The following is a 17,705-nucleotide window of genomic DNA, read 5'->3' as shown; positions in this document are numbered from 1 at the left end:
TCGTGATCGTGGAGCCCGACCTGTTCACCGCCGCTGCCGAAGACCGCCAGGAGAAGGACCCCGCGGGGTCCCCGCTCGCCGTCCGGATGCGCCCGCGCACCCTCGACGAAGTCGTGGGCCAGCAGCATCTGCTCAAGCCGGGCTCGCCGCTGCGCCGCCTCGTCGGCGAGGGCGCCGGGGGGCCCGCCGGGCCGTCCTCGGTGTTCCTGTGGGGGCCGCCCGGCATCGGCAAGACGACCCTCGCGTATGTCGTCAGCCAGGCGACGAACAAGCGCTTCGTGGAGCTCTCGGCGATCACGGCGGGCGTCAAGGAGGTCCGTGCGGTCATCGACGGCGCCCGGCGGGCCTCGGGCGGCTACGGCAAGGAGACTGTCCTCTTCCTCGACGAGATCCACCGCTTCAGCAAGGCTCAGCAGGATTCCCTGCTGCCGGCCGTGGAGAACCGCTGGGTCACCCTGATCGCCGCGACGACCGAGAACCCGTATTTCTCGGTGATCTCGCCGCTGCTGTCCCGCTCCCTGCTGCTGACCCTCGAACCCCTCACGGACGACGATCTGCGCGGGCTGCTGCGGCGGGCGCTGACCGATGCGCGCGGGCTGGCGGGCGCGGTGACCCTGCCCGAGGACACCGAGGGGCATCTGCTGCGGATCGCCGGCGGCGATGCCCGGCGCGCGCTGACGGCCCTGGAGGCCGGAGCCGGTTCCGCGCTGGCCAAGGGCGAGAAGGAGATCACCCTCCAGACGCTGGAGGAGTCCGTCGACCGCGCGGCGGTGAAGTACGACCGGGACGGCGACCAGCACTACGACGTCGCCAGCGCGCTGATCAAGTCCATCCGGGGCTCGGACGTCGACGCCGCGCTGCACTACCTGGCGCGCATGATCGAGGCGGGGGAGGACCCGCGGTTCATCGCCCGCCGGCTGATGATCTCGGCGAGCGAGGACATCGGCCTGGCCGACCCCACGGCCCTGCCGACCGCGGTCGCCGCCGCCCAGGCCGTGGCGATGATCGGCTTCCCGGAGGCGCGGATCACGCTGAGCCAGGCCACCATCGCGCTCGCCCTGGCGCCGAAGTCGAACGCCGCGTATATGGCCATCGACGCCGCCCTGGCGGATGTCCGGGCCGGTCAGGCGGGAGCGGTGCCGCCGCATCTGCGCGACAGCCACTACAAGGGCGCTCAGAAGCTCGGCCACGGCCAGGGATACCAATATCCGCACGACCTGCCGGGCGGTATCGCGGCCCAGCAGTACGCGCCGGACGAGGTGCACGGCAAGCGGTATTACGAGCCCACCCGCCATGGTGCGGAGGCGCGTTACGCCGATGTCGTCGAGCGGGTGCGGACGCGGCTGCGCGCGGACTCCGGTGAGAGCGCCGCCGAGTAGCCCTCCGCGGGGCGGCGCCCCCGGACTACTCGGCCGCGGCCTCGAAGAGCAGATGCATCGCCCGCCGCAGGTCCACCACGTCCCGTACGGGCTCGGGGAAGTCGAACCGTGCGTCGAAGGTGTGCTGCTCGGCGTCGGTGAAGCGGACCCGCAGCCCGAAGCGGTCCAGGCCCACCGGCACCGCCCGGCCGCGCACCCCGCAGACGTCCTTGCGGTCGCCGAGCAGGGCGCACAGCCCGCGCACCTGCTCGCTGTGCGCGGAGTGCAGATGCTGGAGCAGCTCCGCCTCGTGGGCGACGAGCGGATCGGCGGCCGCGTCGGCGAAGTCGTCCGGTTCGACGGACTCGGCGCCCCACAGATCGTCCACCGCGCCCTCGCCGACCTCCAGGCGCAGCATCATCCAGGCGGTTCGCCCGTACAGGCCCGGTGCCGACTCCGGCTGGAGCGCCTCGCCGATGCCGAGCAGCTCGCCCACCGGGTGCCGCTCCGCGAGCAGCAGCGCCGCCTCGGCCCGCTGCTCATTGCGGACGGGGGTGAGCCAGCCGGCCACCCAGGCCCGTCCGCGGATGCGATGGGGCACCGAAACGGGCGCGACATCCGTGATCTCCATCACGGCGGTGAGGTCGTCGTCCTGCGCGTGTGCCGCCGCCCGAGCCGCCGCAGAGTCCCCGGAAACCAGCAACAGCACGTCTCCGTCGGCTGTCACGGTCCGGCAGACCGGTGCCGAGAGACCGGTTTCGTCGGGGTCCTCGATTCCGGGGATGCTCAGAGACGCCATACCATTGGATTCGACGAGGGTTCGTATGCGCTCGGCGGCAGTGGGCTGCTGGGCGTCTTCCACGGGACGCGGCTGACCCGCCTCGGTGCGGTGTGCACTGGGCAGGGGGATCCCAGGTCGAAACATGCGTTCTCCTCGCGCTAAGGTAAGCCTCACCTAACTTACACGGAGGTCCGTTCCACGTGAACCAGTCGCGTCCCAAGGTCAAGAAGTCCCGCGCGCTCGGCATCGCGCTGACGCCCAAGGCCGTCAAGTACTTCGAGGCCCGTCCCTACCCGCCCGGCGAGCACGGCCGTGGCCGCAAGCAGAGCAGTGACTACAAGGTCCGTCTGCTCGAGAAGCAGCGCCTGCGTGCGCAGTACGACATCAGCGAGCGCCAGATGGCGCGTGCCTACGACCGCGCTCGGAAGGTCGAAGGCAAGACCGGCGAAGCGCTGATCATCGAGCTTGAGCGCCGTCTGGACGCGCTCGTCCTGCGTTCGGGCATCGCCCGCACCATCTACCAGGCTCGCCAGATGGTCGTCCACGGCCACATCTCGGTGAACGACCGCAAGGTCGACAAGCCGTCCTTCCGCGTCCGCCCCGGCGACGTCGTGATGGTCCGCGAGCGCAGCCGCGAGAAGCACCCCTTCCAGGTCGCCCGCGAGGGTGGCTACGACACCGACGGTGAGACCCCGCGCTACCTCGAGGTCAACCTGCCGGCTCTGGCGTTCCGTCTCGACCGGGACCCGAACCGCAAGGAGATCCCGGTGATCTGCGACGAGCAGCTCGTCGTCGAGTACTACGCCCGCTAAGCACCACCGCAGGCGCAGCACCACTTCAGCCCGCCGTCTCCCCGCCGCTCGCGGAGGGGGAGGCGGCGGGCTTGCTCGTATCCGGCGGCGCGATCCGCACCGTCCGGGGCCGGGCGGGCGCCGGGCTTTCGGACCGCAGCCCCCGGGCCACCGCCGCGTCCAGGCCGAGGCGTTCGCCCCTGCGCAGGGCGCGCTCGTAGCGCTCGGCTCCCAGCCGCTGCCGCGCCTCTTCCTCACAGAGCACGTGCGGCCGGCGGAAATGGCGCGAGCCGAACAGCGGCAGCCCCACCGACGGCCAGATCCGTTTCGCGGCGCCCTGGAGCACCGCCGCCTCCTCCGCGTCCCCCTCGCCGAGCGTGATCATCGCCAGCAGTTCGAGCGCCAGCACCACGCCCAGCAGGTCGTGGAAGGTGTGATGGACGCCCAGCGACTCCTCCAGCAGGGCCCGGGCCCGCTCGGCGTCGCCCCGTGACCAGGCCGCGTACCCCAGCACGAACTGGGCGTACGCCCGTGTCCAGCGCTCCCCGTGGTCCGCGCACACCTCCACGACGTCCTCGCACAGCCGCACCGCGTCCGCCGGCTCGCCCCGGAAGGCCACCGCCATCGCCAGCTCGACCTGCGCCAGCAGCACGGTGCCGTTGAGCTCGCCGATCTCCCGGTAGCGCCGCAGCGCCCCGCGCAGCAGCTCCTCGGCGCGCGGCATGTCGTCGCAGACCAGCGCGAGACAGCCGGTGCGGTGCTGCGCGTACGCGGCCGCGGTGGCGTTGCCGGTCCGCTCGGCCTCGTCCCGGCACTCCTGTAGTGCCCCGAGCGCGCCGATGGTGTCCCCCTGGAGCACGGCGACATAGCCGGCCACCCACAGGGCCTTCAGCCGGGCGTCGTCGTGCTCGCTCTCCAGCTCCAGGGCCCGGTCCAGCCAGTGCCGGCCCTCGGAGAGCCGGCCGCAGCCCACCCAGTAGAACCACAGGGTGCCCGCCAGATACTGGCCCAGATGGGTATCGGCGGGGCACTCCAGGCTCTGCTCCAGCGCCACCCGCAGATTGGGCAGCTCGGCCTCGATCCGGGCCGCGATCTCGGCCTGCCGGGAGCTGAACCAGTCCAGTTCGCACCAGGTCGCCAGCCCCAGATACCAGTCGCGGTGCCGGCGCCGCAGCCGGTCGCCGTCGTGCGTCGCCGCCAGCCAGTCCGCGCCGTAGGCCCGTACGGTGTCCAGCATCCGGTAGCGCACCCCGGCCGCGGTCTCCTCCCGCACCAGCACCGACTGGGCGACCAACTCCGCGACGACGTCGAGGAGTTCCCCGTCCGGCAGCTCCGGTCCTGAGCAGATGTACTCCACCGCCTCCAGGTCGAACTGCCCGGCGAAGACCGACAGCCGCGCCCACAGCAGCCGTTCCCCGGGCGTACACAGCTCATGGCTCCAGCCGATCGCGGTACGCAGCGTCTGGTGGCGCGGCAGGGCACCGCGGCCGGTGCCGGTCAGCAGTCGGAAGCGGTCGTCGAGCCGCTGGAGCACCTGGTCGACGGAGAGCGCGCGCAGCCGTCCGGCGGCCAGCTCCAGCGCGAGCGGAATCCCGTCGAGCCGCGCACACAGCTCGGTGACCGCGGCCTCGTTGGCCTCGTCGACGGTGAAGGCGCCGAGCACGGCCGCCGCGCGGTCGGTGAACAGGGCGGTCGCATCGGCGGTGTTCAGCGGCGCCAGCGCCATGTTCTGCTCGCCGGTGATCCCGAGCGGGCGTCGCCCGGCGGCCAGCACCCGCAGCCCGGGGGCGCGGCGCAGCAGCTCCGCGGTCAGCTCGGCGCAGGCGTCGACCAGGTGCTCGTAGCCGTCCAGGACGAGCAGCAGTTCACGGTCGGCGAGGTGGTCGCAGAGCGCGGTGCGCACCGGGCGGCCGCCGCGGTCGGCCGGGGCCAGTGCCTCGGCGACGGCGTGGTCCAGGAGGTGCGGTTCGCGCAGGGACGCGAGTTCGACCAGCCACACCCCATCGCAGAAGCGATCCTGCAAGATCGCTGAGCCATGGCGGGCAAGGCGTGACTTCCCGATGCCGCCGAGGCCGGTGAGCGTCACCAGCCGGGCCGATTCCAGCTGCCGTGCCAGCGTGGCCAGTTCGTCGTCGCGGCCGACGAAGCGGTTGAGTTCCGCGGGAAGGTTCCCCGGCCTGCCCGGTGCCCGCAGACGCTCGGGGGACGGGCGGGAGAGGGGACCGGAGCGCGTGAGGCGTCGCATGGCACACGGAGCGTACTCGGCAGGATGCGGACCGTACAATCACGCCGCGGGATTCCCCCGGCGGTCGCCCGTGGTGACCGGGAACGGGGTACGGACGGACAGTCACGGCGCGATAAGGTCAAGGTTGCCGTTCGAGCAGGACGAGAAGCAGACCGAACCAGTCGGAGAGTGGTGCCAACGTGTCCGGTGGAGAGGTGGCCGGGATCCTCGTGGCCGTCTTCTGGGCGATCCTTGTGTCGTTCCTCGCCCTCGTGCTGGTGAGGCTCGCGCAGACGCTCAAGGCGACCACCAAGATGGTGGCCGAGGTGTCCGAGAAGGCCGTGCCCCTCCTCGCCGACGCCTCCGCGACGGTCCGCTCCGCGCACACCCAGCTGGCCCGCGTCGATGCCATCGCCGCCGACGTCCAAGAGGTCACCGCCAACGCCTCCGCGCTCTCCTCGACCGTGTCCTCCGCCTTCGGCGGCCCGCTGGTCAAGGTGGCGGCGTTCGGCTACGGCGTGCGCCGCGCGATCGGCAAGAAGGGCGAACCGGAGCCGGAGCGCACCGTCGTCCTCGGCCGTACCCTGCCCGGCGCCCGCCGCGGCGGGCGCCGTAACCGTCGCTCCAAGGACTGATCACAGCGATGTTCCGCCGCGCATTCTGGTTCACCACCGGCGCCGCCGCCGGCGTCTGGGCCACCAACAAGGTCCACAGCAAGCTGCGCAAGCTACAGCCCGACAGCCTCGCCGCACAGGCCGCGGACAAGGCCGTCGAGACCGGACACCGGCTGCGCCAATTTGCATTGGACGTACGCACCGGAATGGCGGACCGTGAAGAACAGCTGCACGACGCCCTGGGGCTCGGCGAGCCGGACGGGGTGCGCGAGCTGCCGGCACCGCGCCGTGCGGTGCTCGAACCGCAGTACCGAACCACGAGAACAACCGGACCTACCGGTCTGACCGGACCGACTGGAAAAGAGGACCACTGATGGAGTCGGCTGAAATCCGCCGCCGCTGGCTGCGCTTCTTCGAGGAGCGCGGGCACACCGTCGTGCCGTCGGCGTCGCTCATCGCGGACGACCCGACGCTGCTGCTCGTCAACGCGGGCATGGTCCCCTTCAAGCCGTACTTCCTCGGTGAGGTCAAGCCGCCGGCACCGCGCGCCACCAGCGTGCAGAAGTGCGTCCGTACGCCGGACATCGAAGAGGTCGGCAAGACCACCCGGCACGGCACGTTCTTCCAGATGTGCGGCAACTTCTCCTTCGGCGACTACTTCAAGGAAGGCGCCGTCAAGTACGCCTGGGAGCTGCTGACCGGCTCGCAGGCCGACGGCGGCTACGGCCTCGACCCCGAGCGCCTCTGGATCACCGTCTACCTCGAGGACGACGAGGCCGAGCGCCTCTGGCACGAGGTCATCGGGGTGCCCAAGGAGCGCATCCAGCGCCTGGGCAAGAAGGAGAACTACTGGTCCATGGGCGTCCCGGGCCCCTGCGGCCCGTGCTCCGAGATCAACTACGACCGCGGCCCGGAGTTCGGCGTCGAGGGCGGCCCGGCCGTCAACGACGAGCGGTATGTGGAGATCTGGAACCTGGTCTTCATGCAGTACGAGCGGGGCGCGGGCACGAGCAAGGAGGACTTCGAAATCCTCGGCGACCTGCCCAGCAAGAACATCGACACCGGCCTCGGTCTCGAACGCCTGGCGATGATCCTCCAGGACGTCCCGAACATGTACGAGACGGACACCCTGCGCGTCGTCATCGACAAGGCCACCGAGCTCTCCGGGGTGCGCTACGGCGACTCCGACGCCACCGATGTCTCGCTCCGCGTCGTCGCCGACCACATCCGTACGTCCACGATGCTCATCGGCGACGGCGTCACCCCCGGCAACGAGGGCCGTGGCTACGTCCTCCGCCGCATCATGCGCCGCGCCATCCGCAACATGCGGCTGCTCGGCGCGAGCGGGCTGGTCGTCGGCGAGCTGCTGGACGTGGTCATCAAGACCATGGGCCAGCAGTACCCGGAGCTGCTGGAGGACCGCCGCCGCATCGAGACGGTCGCCCTCGCCGAGGAGGCCGCCTTCGTCAAGACGCTGAAGGCCGGCACCAACATCCTCGACACCGCCGTCACGGACACCAAGTCCGCCGGTTCCTCGGTCCTGCCCGGCGAGAAGGCGTTCCTGCTCCACGACACCTGGGGCTTCCCGATCGACCTCACCCTCGAAATGGCCGCCGAACAGGGCCTTTCGGTGGACGAGGACGGCTTCCGCCGCCTGATGAAGGAGCAGCGGGACCGCGCCAAGGCCGACGCCCAGGCCAAGAAGAGCGGCCACGCCGACCTGTCCGCCTACCGTGAGGTCGCCGACAAGTCCGGCAGCACGGAGTTCACCGGCTACAGCGCCACCGAGGGCGAGTCCGCCGTCGTCGGCCTCCTGGTCAACGGCGCCTCGGCCCCCGCCGCCCACGAGGGCGACGAGGTAGAGGTCGTCCTGGACCGCACCCCCTTCTACGCCGAGGGCGGCGGCCAGCTCGCCGACACCGGCCGGATCAAGCTGGACTCCGGCGCCGTCGTCGAGGTCCGTGACGTCCAGCAGCCGGTACCCGGCGTGACGGTCCACAAGGGCGTCGTCCAGGTCGGCGAGGTGGTGCTCGGCTCGGCCGCGTACGCCGTCATCGACATCACCCGCCGCCGGGCCATCGCCCGCGCCCACAGCGCCACCCACCTCACGCATCAGGCGCTGCGCGACGCCCTGGGCCCGACGGCCGCCCAGGCCGGTTCGGAGAACTCCCCGGGCCGCTTCCGGTTCGACTTCGGCTCGCCGGCCGCCGTGCCGGGCACGGTGCTGACCGACGTCGAGCAGAAGATCAACGATGTCCTCGCCCGTGAGCTCGATGTGCATGCCGAGGTCATGAGCATGGAGGACGCCAAGAAGCAGGGCGCCATCGCCGAATTCGGTGAGAAGTACGGCGACCGTGTCCGGGTCGTCACCATCGGCGACTTCTCCAAGGAGCTGTGCGGCGGTACCCACGTCCACAACACCGCTCAGCTGGGCCTGGTGAAGCTGCTCGGCGAGTCGTCCATCGGCTCCGGCGTGCGCCGGGTCGAGGCGCTGGTCGGCGTCGACGCCTACAAGTTCCTGGCCCGGGAGCACACCGTCGTCTCCCAGCTCACCGAGCTGGTCAAGGGCCGCCCGGAGGAGCTGCCCGAGAAGATCTCCGGTGTCCTGGCCAAGCTGAAGGACGCCGAGAAGGAGATCGAGAAGTTCCGCGCCGAGAAGGTGCTCCAGGCCGCCGCCGGGCTGGCCGAGGGCGCCAAGGACGTGCGCGGGGTGGCGCTCGCCGCCGGGCAGGTCCCGGACGGCACCTCCGCCGACGATCTGCGCAAGCTGGTGCTGGACGTCCGCGGCCGGATCCAGGGTGACCGGGCCGCCGTCGTGGCGCTGTTCTCGGTCGCCAACGGCCGCCCGGTGACGGTCATCGCCACCAACGAGGCCGCCCGCGAGCGCGGCATCAAGGCCGGTGACCTGGTCCGTACGGCCGCCAAGACGCTCGGTGGCGGTGGCGGCGGCAAGCCGGACGTCGCCCAGGGCGGCGGTCAGAACCCCGCCGCGGTGCCCGAGGCCATCGAGGCCGTCGAGCGCCTCGTCGCCGAGGCGGCCTGACGCGCGTGAGTGAGATGCGACGCGGCCGGCGTATCGCCGTGGATGTCGGGGACGCCCGTATCGGGGTCGCCTCGTGCGACCCCGACGGGGTCCTCGCCACCCCCGTCGAGACCGTGCCGGGACGTGACGTCCCGTCAGCACACCGTCGGCTCAAGGCGATCGTCGAGGAGTACGAGCCCCTCGAAGTCGTGGTCGGCCTGCCCCGCTCCCTCAACGGGGGAGAGGGGCCGGCCGCGGCCAAGGTCCGGGCCTTCGCCCAGGACATGGCCCGGAACATCGCTCCCGTAGGGGTCCGGCTGGTCGACGAGCGGATGTCGACGGTCACCGCGACCCAGGGTCTGCGGGCCTCCGGGGTCCGGAGCAAGAAGGGCCGCTCGGTGGTCGACCAGGCCGCCGCGGTGGTGATCCTTCAGAGCGCGCTGGAGACCGAACGTGTCTCCGGGGAACCTCCGGGCGAGAGCGTCGAAGTGGTCATCTGATCGCGGTACGGTAACGTTCCGCGCGATGTGCGGCGTTCGAACAGCCGCGCGTGCAAGTAGAGGCGGATCGGGTTACGGCAAGCGCACTGCCAGGCCGGAGTGCACCGCCTCTCGGCTCTAGGGGATCGATGACCGAGTATGGCCGGGGCTACGGCTCCGAACCGTGGCATCCCGAGGACCCGCTCTACGGAGACGGTTCCTCCAGAGGCCAGGACCAGCAGCCTCAGTGGGACGGGCAGCAGGCCCACCGGTACCCCCAGCAGCAGGCTGACCCGTATGCCCAGCAGCACTACAACGGCGGCTGGGACGGGACGCAGGGCGGGCAGGTCCCCTACGACCCGTACGACCCCTACGGGCAGCAGCCACCGGCCGACCCGTACGCCGGGGCGAACCCCGACTACTACGCCGCTCCCGAGGCCTATCCGCCGCATCCCCAGCATCCGCAGCAGCAGGGGATGCAGGCCCAGCATCCCCAGCAGCCCCAGCAGGGGATGCAGCAGCAACAGCAGTACCAGCAGCCGCCGCATCCCCAGCAGCGGGAGCCCTACTACGACGAGGGCACCGGGGCCGGCGACGACTGGCGGGCCGAGCCGGAGCCGCGCGAGCCCGAGCCGGAGCACGCGTTCTTCGCGGACCACGGCGATGACGACGACCGCGACGACCGGGACCCGCGCGAGGAGGGCCGCGGTGGCCGCGACCGCCGCGGCAAGAAGAACAAAAAGAACAAACGGCACAGCGGCCGGACCTGCCTGGTCGTCACCCTGTTCTTCGCCGGAGCCGTCGGCGTCGTCGGCTATTTCGGCTATGACTTCATCATGAGCCACCTCGGTTCGGCCCCCGACTACGAGGGCGAAGGAACCGGCGAGGTCCAGGTCGACGTCCCGGAGGATTCCACGATCCTTGAGATGGGTCTCGCCCTCAAGAAGGCAGGCGTGGTCAAGAGCGCCGACGCCTTCTCCGAGGCGGCCGTCGACAGCAAGAAGGACAAAGTCCTTCAGCCGGGGACCTATTCCCTGCGCAAGCACATGTCCGCGGCCTCGGCCGTGGAACTGATGGTTAACCCCAAGAGCCGCAACGGCCTCACGATCCGTGAAGGACTGCGCTCCGGCGACGTCTACAAACTCATCGACAAAAAGCTCCACCTCAAAACGGGCACCACCAAGGACGTCGCCAAGGCCGAGTCCAAGAGCCTCGGCCTGCCCTCGTGGGCCAACGACTCCGCGAAGATAAAGGACCCGCTGGAGGGCTTCCTTTATCCGTCGACGTACAGCGTCGGGGAGAACACGAAGCCGGCAGCGGTCCTGAAGCAGATGGTGGCGCGGGCGAACCAGGTGTACGCGAAGTACGACCTGGAGGGGAATGCGCAGAAGCTGCACCTCGATTCGCCGATGCAGCTGCTCACCGTCGCCAGCCTTACGCAGGCCGAGGGCAAGTACAAGCACGACTTCGACCGGGTCGCACGGGTCGTCTACAACCGTCTCAAGCCGAACAACACCGAGACCTACGGTCTGCTCGATTTCGACTCGACGGTGAACTACGCCCGGTCCAAGAGCACGCTCGACACCGGCTCCGTCGACAATCTGCGGAACTTCAACGATCCCTACAACACCTACAAGTTCAAGGGACTGCCGCCGGGGCCGATCGGCAACCCGGGTGAAGAGGCGCTGAAGTCGGCGATCCACCCGACCAAGGGCAACTGGTACTACTTCGTCTCGATCAATCCGGAAAAGACGCTGTTCGCCGAGACGAACGAAGAGCACGAACGCAACCGCCGCATTTACCTCAAGGAACAAGAGAAAGCCAAGTAATGAGCACCACCCGTCGGGCTGCGGTACTCGGCTCCCCGATCGCCCATTCCCTTTCCCCGGTGCTGCACCGTGCCGCGTATGCGGAACTGGGGCTGGCGGACTGGTCGTACGACCGCTATGAGGTCGACGAGGCGGCATTGCCCGGTTTTCTGGAGAAGCTCGGCCCCGAGTGGGCGGGCCTGTCGCTGACCATGCCGCTCAAGCGCGCGGTGATTCCGCTGCTCGACGAGATCAGCGAGGTCGCTGCCTCCGTGGAGGCCGTCAATACGGTGGTCTTCACCGAGGGCGGCCGGAGCGTCGGCGACAACACCGATATCCCCGGCATGCTCGCCGCGCTACGTGAGCGCGGGGTGGAACAGGTCGAGCGGGCGTCGGTCCTGGGGGCCGGGGCCACCGCCTCCTCCGCGCTCGCCGCGCTCTCCCGGATCTGCACCGGCGAGGTCACCGCGTACGTCCGCAGCGCGGCGCGCGCCGACGAGATGCGCGGCTGGGGCGAGCGGCTCGGCGTCACGGTCCGCACCGCCGCCTGGGAGGACGCCGCCGCGGCCTTCGAGGCACCGCTGACCATCGCCACCACCCCGGCGGGAACCACCGACGCGCTCGCCGCCGCGGTCCCCGACCGGCCCGGCACGCTCTTCGACGTGCTCTACGAGCCCTGGCCGACCGCGCTGGCCGCGGCCTGGTCCGACCGCGGCGGCGCCGTGGTCGGCGGCCTCGACCTCCTGGTCCACCAGGCCGTGCTCCAGGTGGAGCGGATGACGGGCCGGTCCCCGGCGCCGCTGGCCGCGATGCGCACGGCGGGCGAGGCGGCGCTCACCGCCCGCTGACCCTCCGTACCGGGCCCTTCCGCCCGGACCGTCCCGTACGTCCCCGCGCGCCCGGTCCGCACCCTGGACTGGGCGCCGGTCGTCCCGCGCGACGTGGGAGGATCAGGGAGAGACCGTACGCGGATGAGCAGTACATGAGGAGCACCGTTGAGCAGGTTGCGCTGGCTGACGGCGGGGGAGTCGCACGGCCCCGCACTCGTGGCGACGCTGGAGGGCCTTCCGGCCGGCGTGCCGATCACCACGGAGATGGTGGCGGACGCGCTGGCCCGGCGCCGGCTCGGCTATGGCCGCGGTGCCCGGATGAAGTTCGAGCAGGACGAGGTCACCTTCCTGGGCGGGGTGCGGCACGGTCTGTCGATGGGCTCGCCGGTGGCGATCATGGTCGGCAACACCGAGTGGCCCAAGTGGGAGCAGGTGATGGCGGCCGACCCGGTGGACCCGGAGGAGCTGGCCGCGCTGGCCCGTAACGCGCCGCTGACCCGTCCCCGCCCCGGCCACGCCGACCTCGCCGGTATGCAGAAGTACGGCTTCGACGAGGCCCGCCCGATCCTGGAGCGCGCCTCCGCCCGCGAAACCGCCGCCCGGGTCGCCCTCGGCACGGTCGCCCGTTCCTTCCTCAAGGAGACGGCCGGCATCGAGATCGTCTCGCACGTCGTCGAGCTGGCCGCGGCCAAGGCCCCTTACGGGGTGTACCCCAAGCCCTCCGACGTCGAGAAGCTGGACGCCGACCCGGTGCGCTGCCTGGACGCGGACGCGAGCAAGGCGATGGTCGCCGAGATCGACCAGGCCCACAAGGACGGCGACACCCTCGGCGGTGTGGTCGAGGTGCTGGCCTACGGCGTGCCGGTGGGCCTCGGCTCGCATGTGCACTGGGACCGCCGCCTGGACGCCCGGCTGGCCGCCGCCCTCATGGGCATCCAGGCCATCAAGGGCGTCGAGGTCGGCGACGGCTTCGACCTGGCGCGGGTGCCGGGCTCGAAGGCCCATGACGAGATCCTCGCGACCGACGACGGCATCAAGCGCAGCTCGGGCCGCTCCGGCGGCACCGAGGGCGGGCTGACCACCGGCGAGCTGCTGCGGGTGCGCGCCGCGATGAAGCCGATCGCGACGGTGCCGCGGGCGCTGGCGACCATCGATGTGAGCACCGGCGAGGCGGCCAAGGCGCACCACCAGCGCTCGGACGTCTGCGCGGTGCCGGCCGCCGGCATCGTCGCCGAGGCCATGGTGGCGCTGGTGCTGGCGGATGCGGTGGTGGAGAAGTTCGGCGGCGACAGCGTGCCGGAGACCCGCCGCAATGTGCGGAGCTTCCTCGACAACCTGGCGATCAAGTGACGTCCCCGGTCGTCGTGCTGATCGGCCCGCCCGGGGCCGGTAAGTCGACGGTGGGCGCACTGCTGGCCGAGCGGCTGGGCGTCGGCTACCGGGACACCGACGCCGATATCGTCGCCACGGCCGGCCGGCCGATCGCCGAGATCTTCATCGACCAGGGCGAGCCGCACTTCCGCGACCTGGAACGGGCCGCGGTGCGGGACGCGCTCGACGGTCACCCGGGAGTGCTCTCGCTCGGCGGCGGCGCGATCCTCGACGAGGGCACCCGCGAGCTGCTGACCGGACTGCCGGTGGTCTTCCTGGACGTGCAACTCGCGGACGCCGTCAAGCGGGTGGGCCTGGACGCGCCCCGCCCGCTGCTGGCCGTCAATCCGCGCAAGCAGTGGCGCGAGCTGATGGAGCGGCGCCGCCCTCTGTATACCGAGGTCGCGCGCGCCGTGATCGAAACGGGGGAGCGCACCCCCGAGCAGGTCGCCGAGGCGATCCTGGACGCTTTGGAGCTTCGGCCGGCCGGGGGAGACGCCCCGCGGGCCGCCCACAGGGAGGAACAGGCATGACGGAGCAGGCCACCCGTATCCAGGTAGGCGGCACGGCGGGTACCGATCCGTACGAGGTGCTCGTCGGGCGGCAGCTGCTCGGTGAACTCCCCGGCCTGATCGGCGAGGGCGTCAAGCGCGTCGCGGTGCTCCACCCGGAGGCGCTGGCCGCCACCGGTGAGGCGCTGCGCGAGGACCTGGCCTCCCAGGGCTACGAGGCGATCGCCATCCAGCTGCCGAACGCCGAGGAGTCCAAGACCGTCGAGGTCGCGGCCTACTGCTGGAAGGCGCTCGGCCAGTCCGGCTTCACCCGCAGCGATGTGATCGTCGGCGTCGGCGGCGGGGCCACCACCGACCTGGCCGGCTTCGTCGCCGCGACCTGGCTGCGCGGGGTGCGCTGGATAGCCGTACCGACCACCGTGCTCGGCATGGTGGACGCCGCGGTCGGCGGCAAGACCGGCATCAACACCGCCGAGGGCAAGAACCTCGTCGGCGCCTTCCACCCGCCGGCCGGCGTGCTTTGCGACCTGGCCGCGCTGGACTCGCTGCCGGTCAACGACTACGTCTCCGGCCTGGCCGAGGTCATCAAGGCCGGCTTCATCGCCGACCCGGCGATCCTCGACCTGATCGAGTCGGACCCGGAGGCCGCCAAGCGCCCGGACGGCGCGCACACCGCCGAGCTGATCGAGCGGGCGATCCGGGTCAAGGCCGAGGTGGTCTCCGCGGACCTCAAGGAGTCCGGTCTGCGGGAGATCCTCAACTACGGCCACACCCTCGCGCACGCCATCGAGAAGAACGAGCGCTACAACTGGCGGCACGGCGCGGCCGTCTCCGTCGGCATGGTCTTCGCCGCCGAACTCGGCCGGATCGCCGGCCGCCTGGACGACGCCACCGCCGACCGGCACCGCTCCGTCCTGGAGGCCGTCGGGCTGCCGCTGACCTACCGGGGCGACCAGTGGCCCAAGCTGCTGGAGACCATGAAGGTCGACAAGAAGTCCCGCGGTGACCGGCTGCGCTTCATCGTCCTGGACGGCCTCGCCAGGCCGACCGTCCTGGAGGGCCCGGACCCGGCCATGCTGCTCGCCGCACACGCGGAGATCGCGGCATGACCGGCAGGCCCCGCCGGGTGCTCGTCCTCAACGGGCCCAACCTCGGCCGGCTGGGCTCCCGTGAGCCCGATGTCTACGGCGCCACCTCCTACACCGGCCTGGTCGAGGAGTGCACCAGGCTCGGCAAGGAGCTGGGGTTCGACGCCGAGGTCCGGGAGACCAACGACGAGGGCGAGATGATCCGCTGGCTGCACGAGGCCGCCGACGGATCGATTCCGGTCATCATCAACCCCGGTGCCTTCACGCACTATTCGTACGGCATGCGGGACGCGGCGGCCCAGCGCACCGCCCCGCTGATCGAGGTGCACATCTCCAACCCGTACGCCCGCGAGGAGTTCCGCCACAATTCGGTCATCGCGGCCATCGCCAGCGGTACGGTCGCCGGCTTCGGCATCGGCTCCTACCGGCTCGCGCTCCGCGCGCTGGCCGAGGAACTGGGCGACTGACGCCCCTCGGCAGATACGGCGCCCCCGGACGTTCCCGCAGCGAGCGCCGGGGGCAGGACACCCACCGGCCGGGTCCGGGAGGGTACCGTTCGCACCAGCACCACCCACGCCGACGGCTGTGGGGCACAACGGCCCCTCCGGGCCGGTGGGTTACCGCACGGGGCGCCGGGCAGCCGAGCCCGGTGCGCCGGGTGCCACCCGGCGTGAGCCGGGCGCACCGCACCACGTCGACCGCACGAGACGGAGAGCCACCGGATGCACTACGCAGTGGGGGCTCCGCTGCCACCGCCCCGCGGGCAGGCATCAGGACCCGGGGCATCCATGCACTGGACGCCCCACCCGGGAGGGCATACACCGGGAGGGCACCAGCCGCCCGCCTCGCCGCCGGCTCCTTCGCCCGCGCCGCAGGCCCCCGCCGCTCCGCCGCCCGCGCAGCAGCCCGCCCCCGCCGGCCAGGGCTGGCACGGGCCCGCACCCCAGCAGGCCCCGCCCACCCAGCACAGCATGGACGTCACCGGCCATGTGCCGCTGCCCCCGGGCGCCCCGGTGCCGCTGCCCAGCCCGCCCACCGATGCCGCACCGGACGCCGCGCACACGGCCGTCGCGGTGCTGCTCATCGGCCCGGCCGGGGCCGGCAAGACCAGCGTGGCGCGCCACTGGGCCGACACCCGGCGGGTACCGACCGCGCACATCAGCCTCGACGATGTCCGCGAATGGGTCCGCTCCGGCTTCGCCGACCCGCAGTCCGGCTGGAACGACCACTCCGAGGCCCAGTACCGCCTCGCCCGCCGCACCTGCGGCTTCGCCGCCCGTAACTTCCTCGCCAACGGCATCTCCTGCATCCTCGACGACGCCGTCTTCCCCGACCGGCCGGTCGTCGGCCTCGGCGGCTGGAAGCGCCATGTGGGCCCCGGGCTGCTGCCGATCGTGCTGCTGCCCGGCCTGGAGATCGTGCTGGAGCGCAACGCCCGGCGCAGCGGCAACCGCCGGCTCTCCGACGAAGAGGTGGCCAGGATCCACGGGCGGATGGCCGGCTGGTACGGCTCCGGCCTGCCGATCATCGACAATTCCCAGCACGATGTCGCCACCACGGTGCGGGTGCTGGACGACGTCGTCGCGCGCAGCATCGCCAGCCCGCCCAACTGGTAGGACGGCACCGGTCCCCCGGGCGGCCCCGCTCGACCGGCCGCCTCGGGGGAGTCGCCGTACGCTCGTGATATGTCCGAGTTGTACGCGGCCCGACGTACGCGGCTGCGCGACCGCGTAGCCGGGGCCGGAAGTGCCGGCGCACTGATCTCGCGCCCCGCGAACGTCCGCTACCTCACCGGTTGTGCCCCGCCGGGCGCCGCGCTGCTGCTGGGACCGGCCGAGGATCTGCTGCTCTGCGGCAGCCCGCTGAGCGGTGATCCCTCCGAAGGGCGCCCGGCCGAGGACGTCCGGGTCGCGGTGCTGCCGACCCGCGGTGGCGACCCGGTCGTGGCGGGCGCCGGCCTGGCCGAGAAGGCCGGCGCGGAACTCCTGGCCGTCGAGGAACACCACCTCACCGTCACCCGGCACCGGGCCCTCTCCCAGGTCGCGCCCCGGCTGCGGCTGACGGATCTGGCCTGCGCGGTCGAGGCGCAGCGGCTGGTCAAGGACGACGACGAGATCGCCTGTCTGCGGATCGCCGCGGAGATCGCCGACCAGGCGCTGGGGGAGCTCCTGGAATCGATCCTGGTCGGCCGCACCGAGCGGCATCTCGCGCTGGAACTGGAGCGCCGGCTGGTCGACCACGGCGCGGACGGCCCGGCCTTTCCCACCTCCGTCGCGACCGGCCCGAACGCCGGCCGCCCCGGTCATCTGCCCACCGACCGGCGGGTCGAGGAGGGTGACTTCCTCAGTGTCGGCCTGGGCGCCAATTACCGCGGCTACCGCTGCGAGATCGGCCGGACCTTCGTCATCGGCACCACGCCCTCGGACTGGCAGATCGAGCTGTACGATCTCGTTTTCGCAGCCCAGCGCGCCGGACGCGAGGCGCTCGCACCGGGTGTGGAGTGCCGCGAGGTGGACCGGGTGACCCGCCATGTCCTGGACGCCGCGGGGTACGGGGAACGGCTCGGACCGTGGACCGGGCACGGTGTGGGACTCGAAATCGACGAGGACCCTCAGTTGTCCCCTGCCGCCATGGGTAAACTGGACGCTTGCGTGCCGGTCACCGTCGAGCCGGGGGTTCACATCCCGGGCCGTGGGGGTGTCCGGATCGACGACACACTCGTCGTCCGCCCCGAGGCGGACGGCGGGCCCGAGCTACTCACGATCACGACCAAGGAGCTGCTCGCACTCTGAACCGTAGGGGTTCGGCGTGCGCTGCTCCCGGGTCC

At 71.6% G+C, this 17,705-nt stretch carries 16 protein-coding genes; 14 read left to right on the top strand and 2 right to left on the bottom strand.

All coding sequences use genetic code 11. The features are described from left to right. Positions 1–8: 8 nt before the first annotated feature. Positions 9–1,379 (top strand): replication-associated recombination protein A, encoded by a 1,371-nt coding sequence (locus tag QT196_RS07675; RefSeq protein WP_085924570.1) that lies wholly within the window; start codon positions 9–11, stop codon positions 1,377–1,379. 25 nt (positions 1,380–1,404) lie between these two features. On the opposite strand, the gene QT196_RS07670 is transcribed toward QT196_RS07675, so the two are convergent. Then, positions 1,405–2,157: a DUF2470 domain-containing protein gene (locus QT196_RS07670; protein WP_168478209.1), complete on the bottom strand. Its 753-nt coding sequence runs from the start codon at positions 2,155–2,157 to the stop codon at positions 1,405–1,407. Between the two features lie 182 nt (positions 2,158–2,339). Between QT196_RS07670 and rpsD the strand changes: the two genes are divergently transcribed. Further along, entirely contained in the window at positions 2,340–2,951 is a 612-nt protein-coding gene (rpsD, locus tag QT196_RS07665) for a 30S ribosomal protein S4 (protein ID WP_030987289.1), read from the top strand. A 25-nt stretch (positions 2,952–2,976) separates the two neighbouring features. Here rpsD and QT196_RS07660 read toward each other — a convergent pair whose 3' ends face one another. Beyond that, positions 2,977–5,175 (bottom strand): AAA family ATPase, encoded by a 2,199-nt coding sequence (locus tag QT196_RS07660; RefSeq protein WP_168478208.1) that lies wholly within the window; start codon positions 5,173–5,175, stop codon positions 2,977–2,979. Between the two features lie 179 nt (positions 5,176–5,354). Here QT196_RS07660 and QT196_RS07655 point away from each other — a divergent pair, with 179 nt between their 5' ends. From QT196_RS07655 to QT196_RS07600, 12 genes are all read left to right on the top strand, one after another. Then, entirely contained in the window at positions 5,355–5,789 is a 435-nt protein-coding gene (locus QT196_RS07655) for a DUF948 domain-containing protein (RefSeq protein ID WP_229894345.1), read from the top strand. 8 nt (positions 5,790–5,797) lie between these two features. Continuing rightward, the gene (locus QT196_RS07650) at positions 5,798–6,142 is read left to right on the top strand and encodes a DUF6167 family protein (RefSeq protein WP_168478207.1); all 345 of its coding nucleotides are present in this window, start codon (positions 5,798–5,800) and stop codon (positions 6,140–6,142) included. Continuing rightward, on the top strand, positions 6,142–8,811 hold the full coding sequence (gene alaS, locus QT196_RS07645; RefSeq protein WP_168478206.1) for an alanine--tRNA ligase: 2,670 nt from the start codon (positions 6,142–6,144) through the stop codon (positions 8,809–8,811). Before QT196_RS07650 ends, alaS begins: the two co-directional genes overlap by 1 nt. A gap of 14 nt (positions 8,812–8,825) precedes the next feature. After that, complete coding sequence (ruvX, locus tag QT196_RS07640) at positions 8,826–9,290, top strand: Holliday junction resolvase RuvX (RefSeq protein WP_168483622.1); 465 nt, start codon at positions 8,826–8,828, stop codon at positions 9,288–9,290. 128 nt (positions 9,291–9,418) lie between these two features. Continuing rightward, entirely contained in the window at positions 9,419–11,098 is a 1,680-nt protein-coding gene (gene mltG, locus QT196_RS07635; RefSeq protein WP_266736138.1) for an endolytic transglycosylase MltG, read from the top strand. Further along, on the top strand, positions 11,098–11,925 hold the full coding sequence (locus QT196_RS07630) for a shikimate dehydrogenase (RefSeq protein WP_266736140.1): 828 nt from the start codon (positions 11,098–11,100) through the stop codon (positions 11,923–11,925). The genes mltG and QT196_RS07630 overlap by 1 nt, the downstream gene beginning before the upstream one ends. 147 nt (positions 11,926–12,072) lie before the next feature. Further along, the gene (aroC, locus tag QT196_RS07625; protein WP_168478203.1) at positions 12,073–13,257 is read left to right on the top strand and encodes a chorismate synthase; all 1,185 of its coding nucleotides are present in this window, start codon (positions 12,073–12,075) and stop codon (positions 13,255–13,257) included. Next, a complete protein-coding gene (locus QT196_RS07620) occupies positions 13,254–13,811 on the top strand; it encodes a shikimate kinase (protein ID WP_290354648.1) in 558 nt (185 codons plus the stop codon). Before aroC ends, QT196_RS07620 begins: the two co-directional genes overlap by 4 nt. Further along, complete coding sequence (gene aroB / locus QT196_RS07615) at positions 13,808–14,899, top strand: 3-dehydroquinate synthase (protein ID WP_168478201.1); 1,092 nt, start codon at positions 13,808–13,810, stop codon at positions 14,897–14,899. Before QT196_RS07620 ends, aroB begins: the two co-directional genes overlap by 4 nt. Continuing rightward, positions 14,896–15,345, top strand: coding sequence for a type II 3-dehydroquinate dehydratase (gene aroQ / locus QT196_RS07610; protein WP_168478200.1), 450 nt, complete (start codon positions 14,896–14,898; stop codon positions 15,343–15,345). The genes aroB and aroQ overlap by 4 nt, the downstream gene beginning before the upstream one ends. 255 nt (positions 15,346–15,600) lie before the next feature. Next, a complete protein-coding gene (locus QT196_RS07605; RefSeq protein WP_290354647.1) occupies positions 15,601–16,494 on the top strand; it encodes a Pro-rich N-terminal domain-containing protein in 894 nt (297 codons plus the stop codon). 69 nt (positions 16,495–16,563) lie between these two features. Then, positions 16,564–17,670 carry an aminopeptidase P family protein gene (locus QT196_RS07600; protein ID WP_168478199.1) on the top strand — a complete coding sequence of 369 codons (1,107 nt, stop codon included), beginning with the start codon at positions 16,564–16,566 and terminating at the stop codon, positions 17,668–17,670. The last annotated feature ends 35 nt before the right edge of the window (positions 17,671–17,705 follow it).

The organism is Streptomyces sp. P9-2B-2 (assembly GCF_030406865.1).
Lineage (GTDB): Bacteria > Actinomycetota > Actinomycetes > Streptomycetales > Streptomycetaceae > Streptomyces > Streptomyces platensis.
The sequence above is the reverse complement of the archived record's forward strand: the minus strand, read 5'-3'. Positions and strand labels throughout refer to the sequence as shown.

Excerpts from the sequence above, each read along its gene's own strand:
- QT196_RS07605 (WP_290354647.1), top strand. The coding sequence starts at position 15,601 with ATGCACTACGCAGTGGGGGCTCCGCTGCCACCGCCCCGCGGGCAGGCA.
- QT196_RS07650 (WP_168478207.1), top strand. The coding sequence starts at position 5,798 with ATGTTCCGCCGCGCATTCTGGTTCACCACCGGCGCCGCCGCCGGCGTC.
- aroQ (WP_168478200.1), top strand. The coding sequence starts at position 14,896 with ATGACCGGCAGGCCCCGCCGGGTGCTCGTCCTCAACGGGCCCAACCTC.
- QT196_RS07630 (WP_266736140.1), top strand. The coding sequence starts at position 11,098 with ATGAGCACCACCCGTCGGGCTGCGGTACTCGGCTCCCCGATCGCCCAT.
- alaS (WP_168478206.1), top strand. The coding sequence starts at position 6,142 with ATGGAGTCGGCTGAAATCCGCCGCCGCTGGCTGCGCTTCTTCGAGGAG.
- QT196_RS07600 (WP_168478199.1), top strand. The coding sequence starts at position 16,564 with ATGTCCGAGTTGTACGCGGCCCGACGTACGCGGCTGCGCGACCGCGTA.
- QT196_RS07670 (WP_168478209.1), bottom strand. The coding sequence starts at position 2,157 with ATGGCGTCTCTGAGCATCCCCGGAATCGAGGACCCCGACGAAACCGGT.
- aroB (WP_168478201.1), top strand. The coding sequence starts at position 13,808 with ATGACGGAGCAGGCCACCCGTATCCAGGTAGGCGGCACGGCGGGTACC.
- QT196_RS07660 (WP_168478208.1), bottom strand. The coding sequence starts at position 5,175 with ATGCGACGCCTCACGCGCTCCGGTCCCCTCTCCCGCCCGTCCCCCGAG.
- mltG (WP_266736138.1), top strand. The coding sequence starts at position 9,419 with ATGACCGAGTATGGCCGGGGCTACGGCTCCGAACCGTGGCATCCCGAG.
- ruvX (WP_168483622.1), top strand. The coding sequence starts at position 8,826 with ATGCGACGCGGCCGGCGTATCGCCGTGGATGTCGGGGACGCCCGTATC.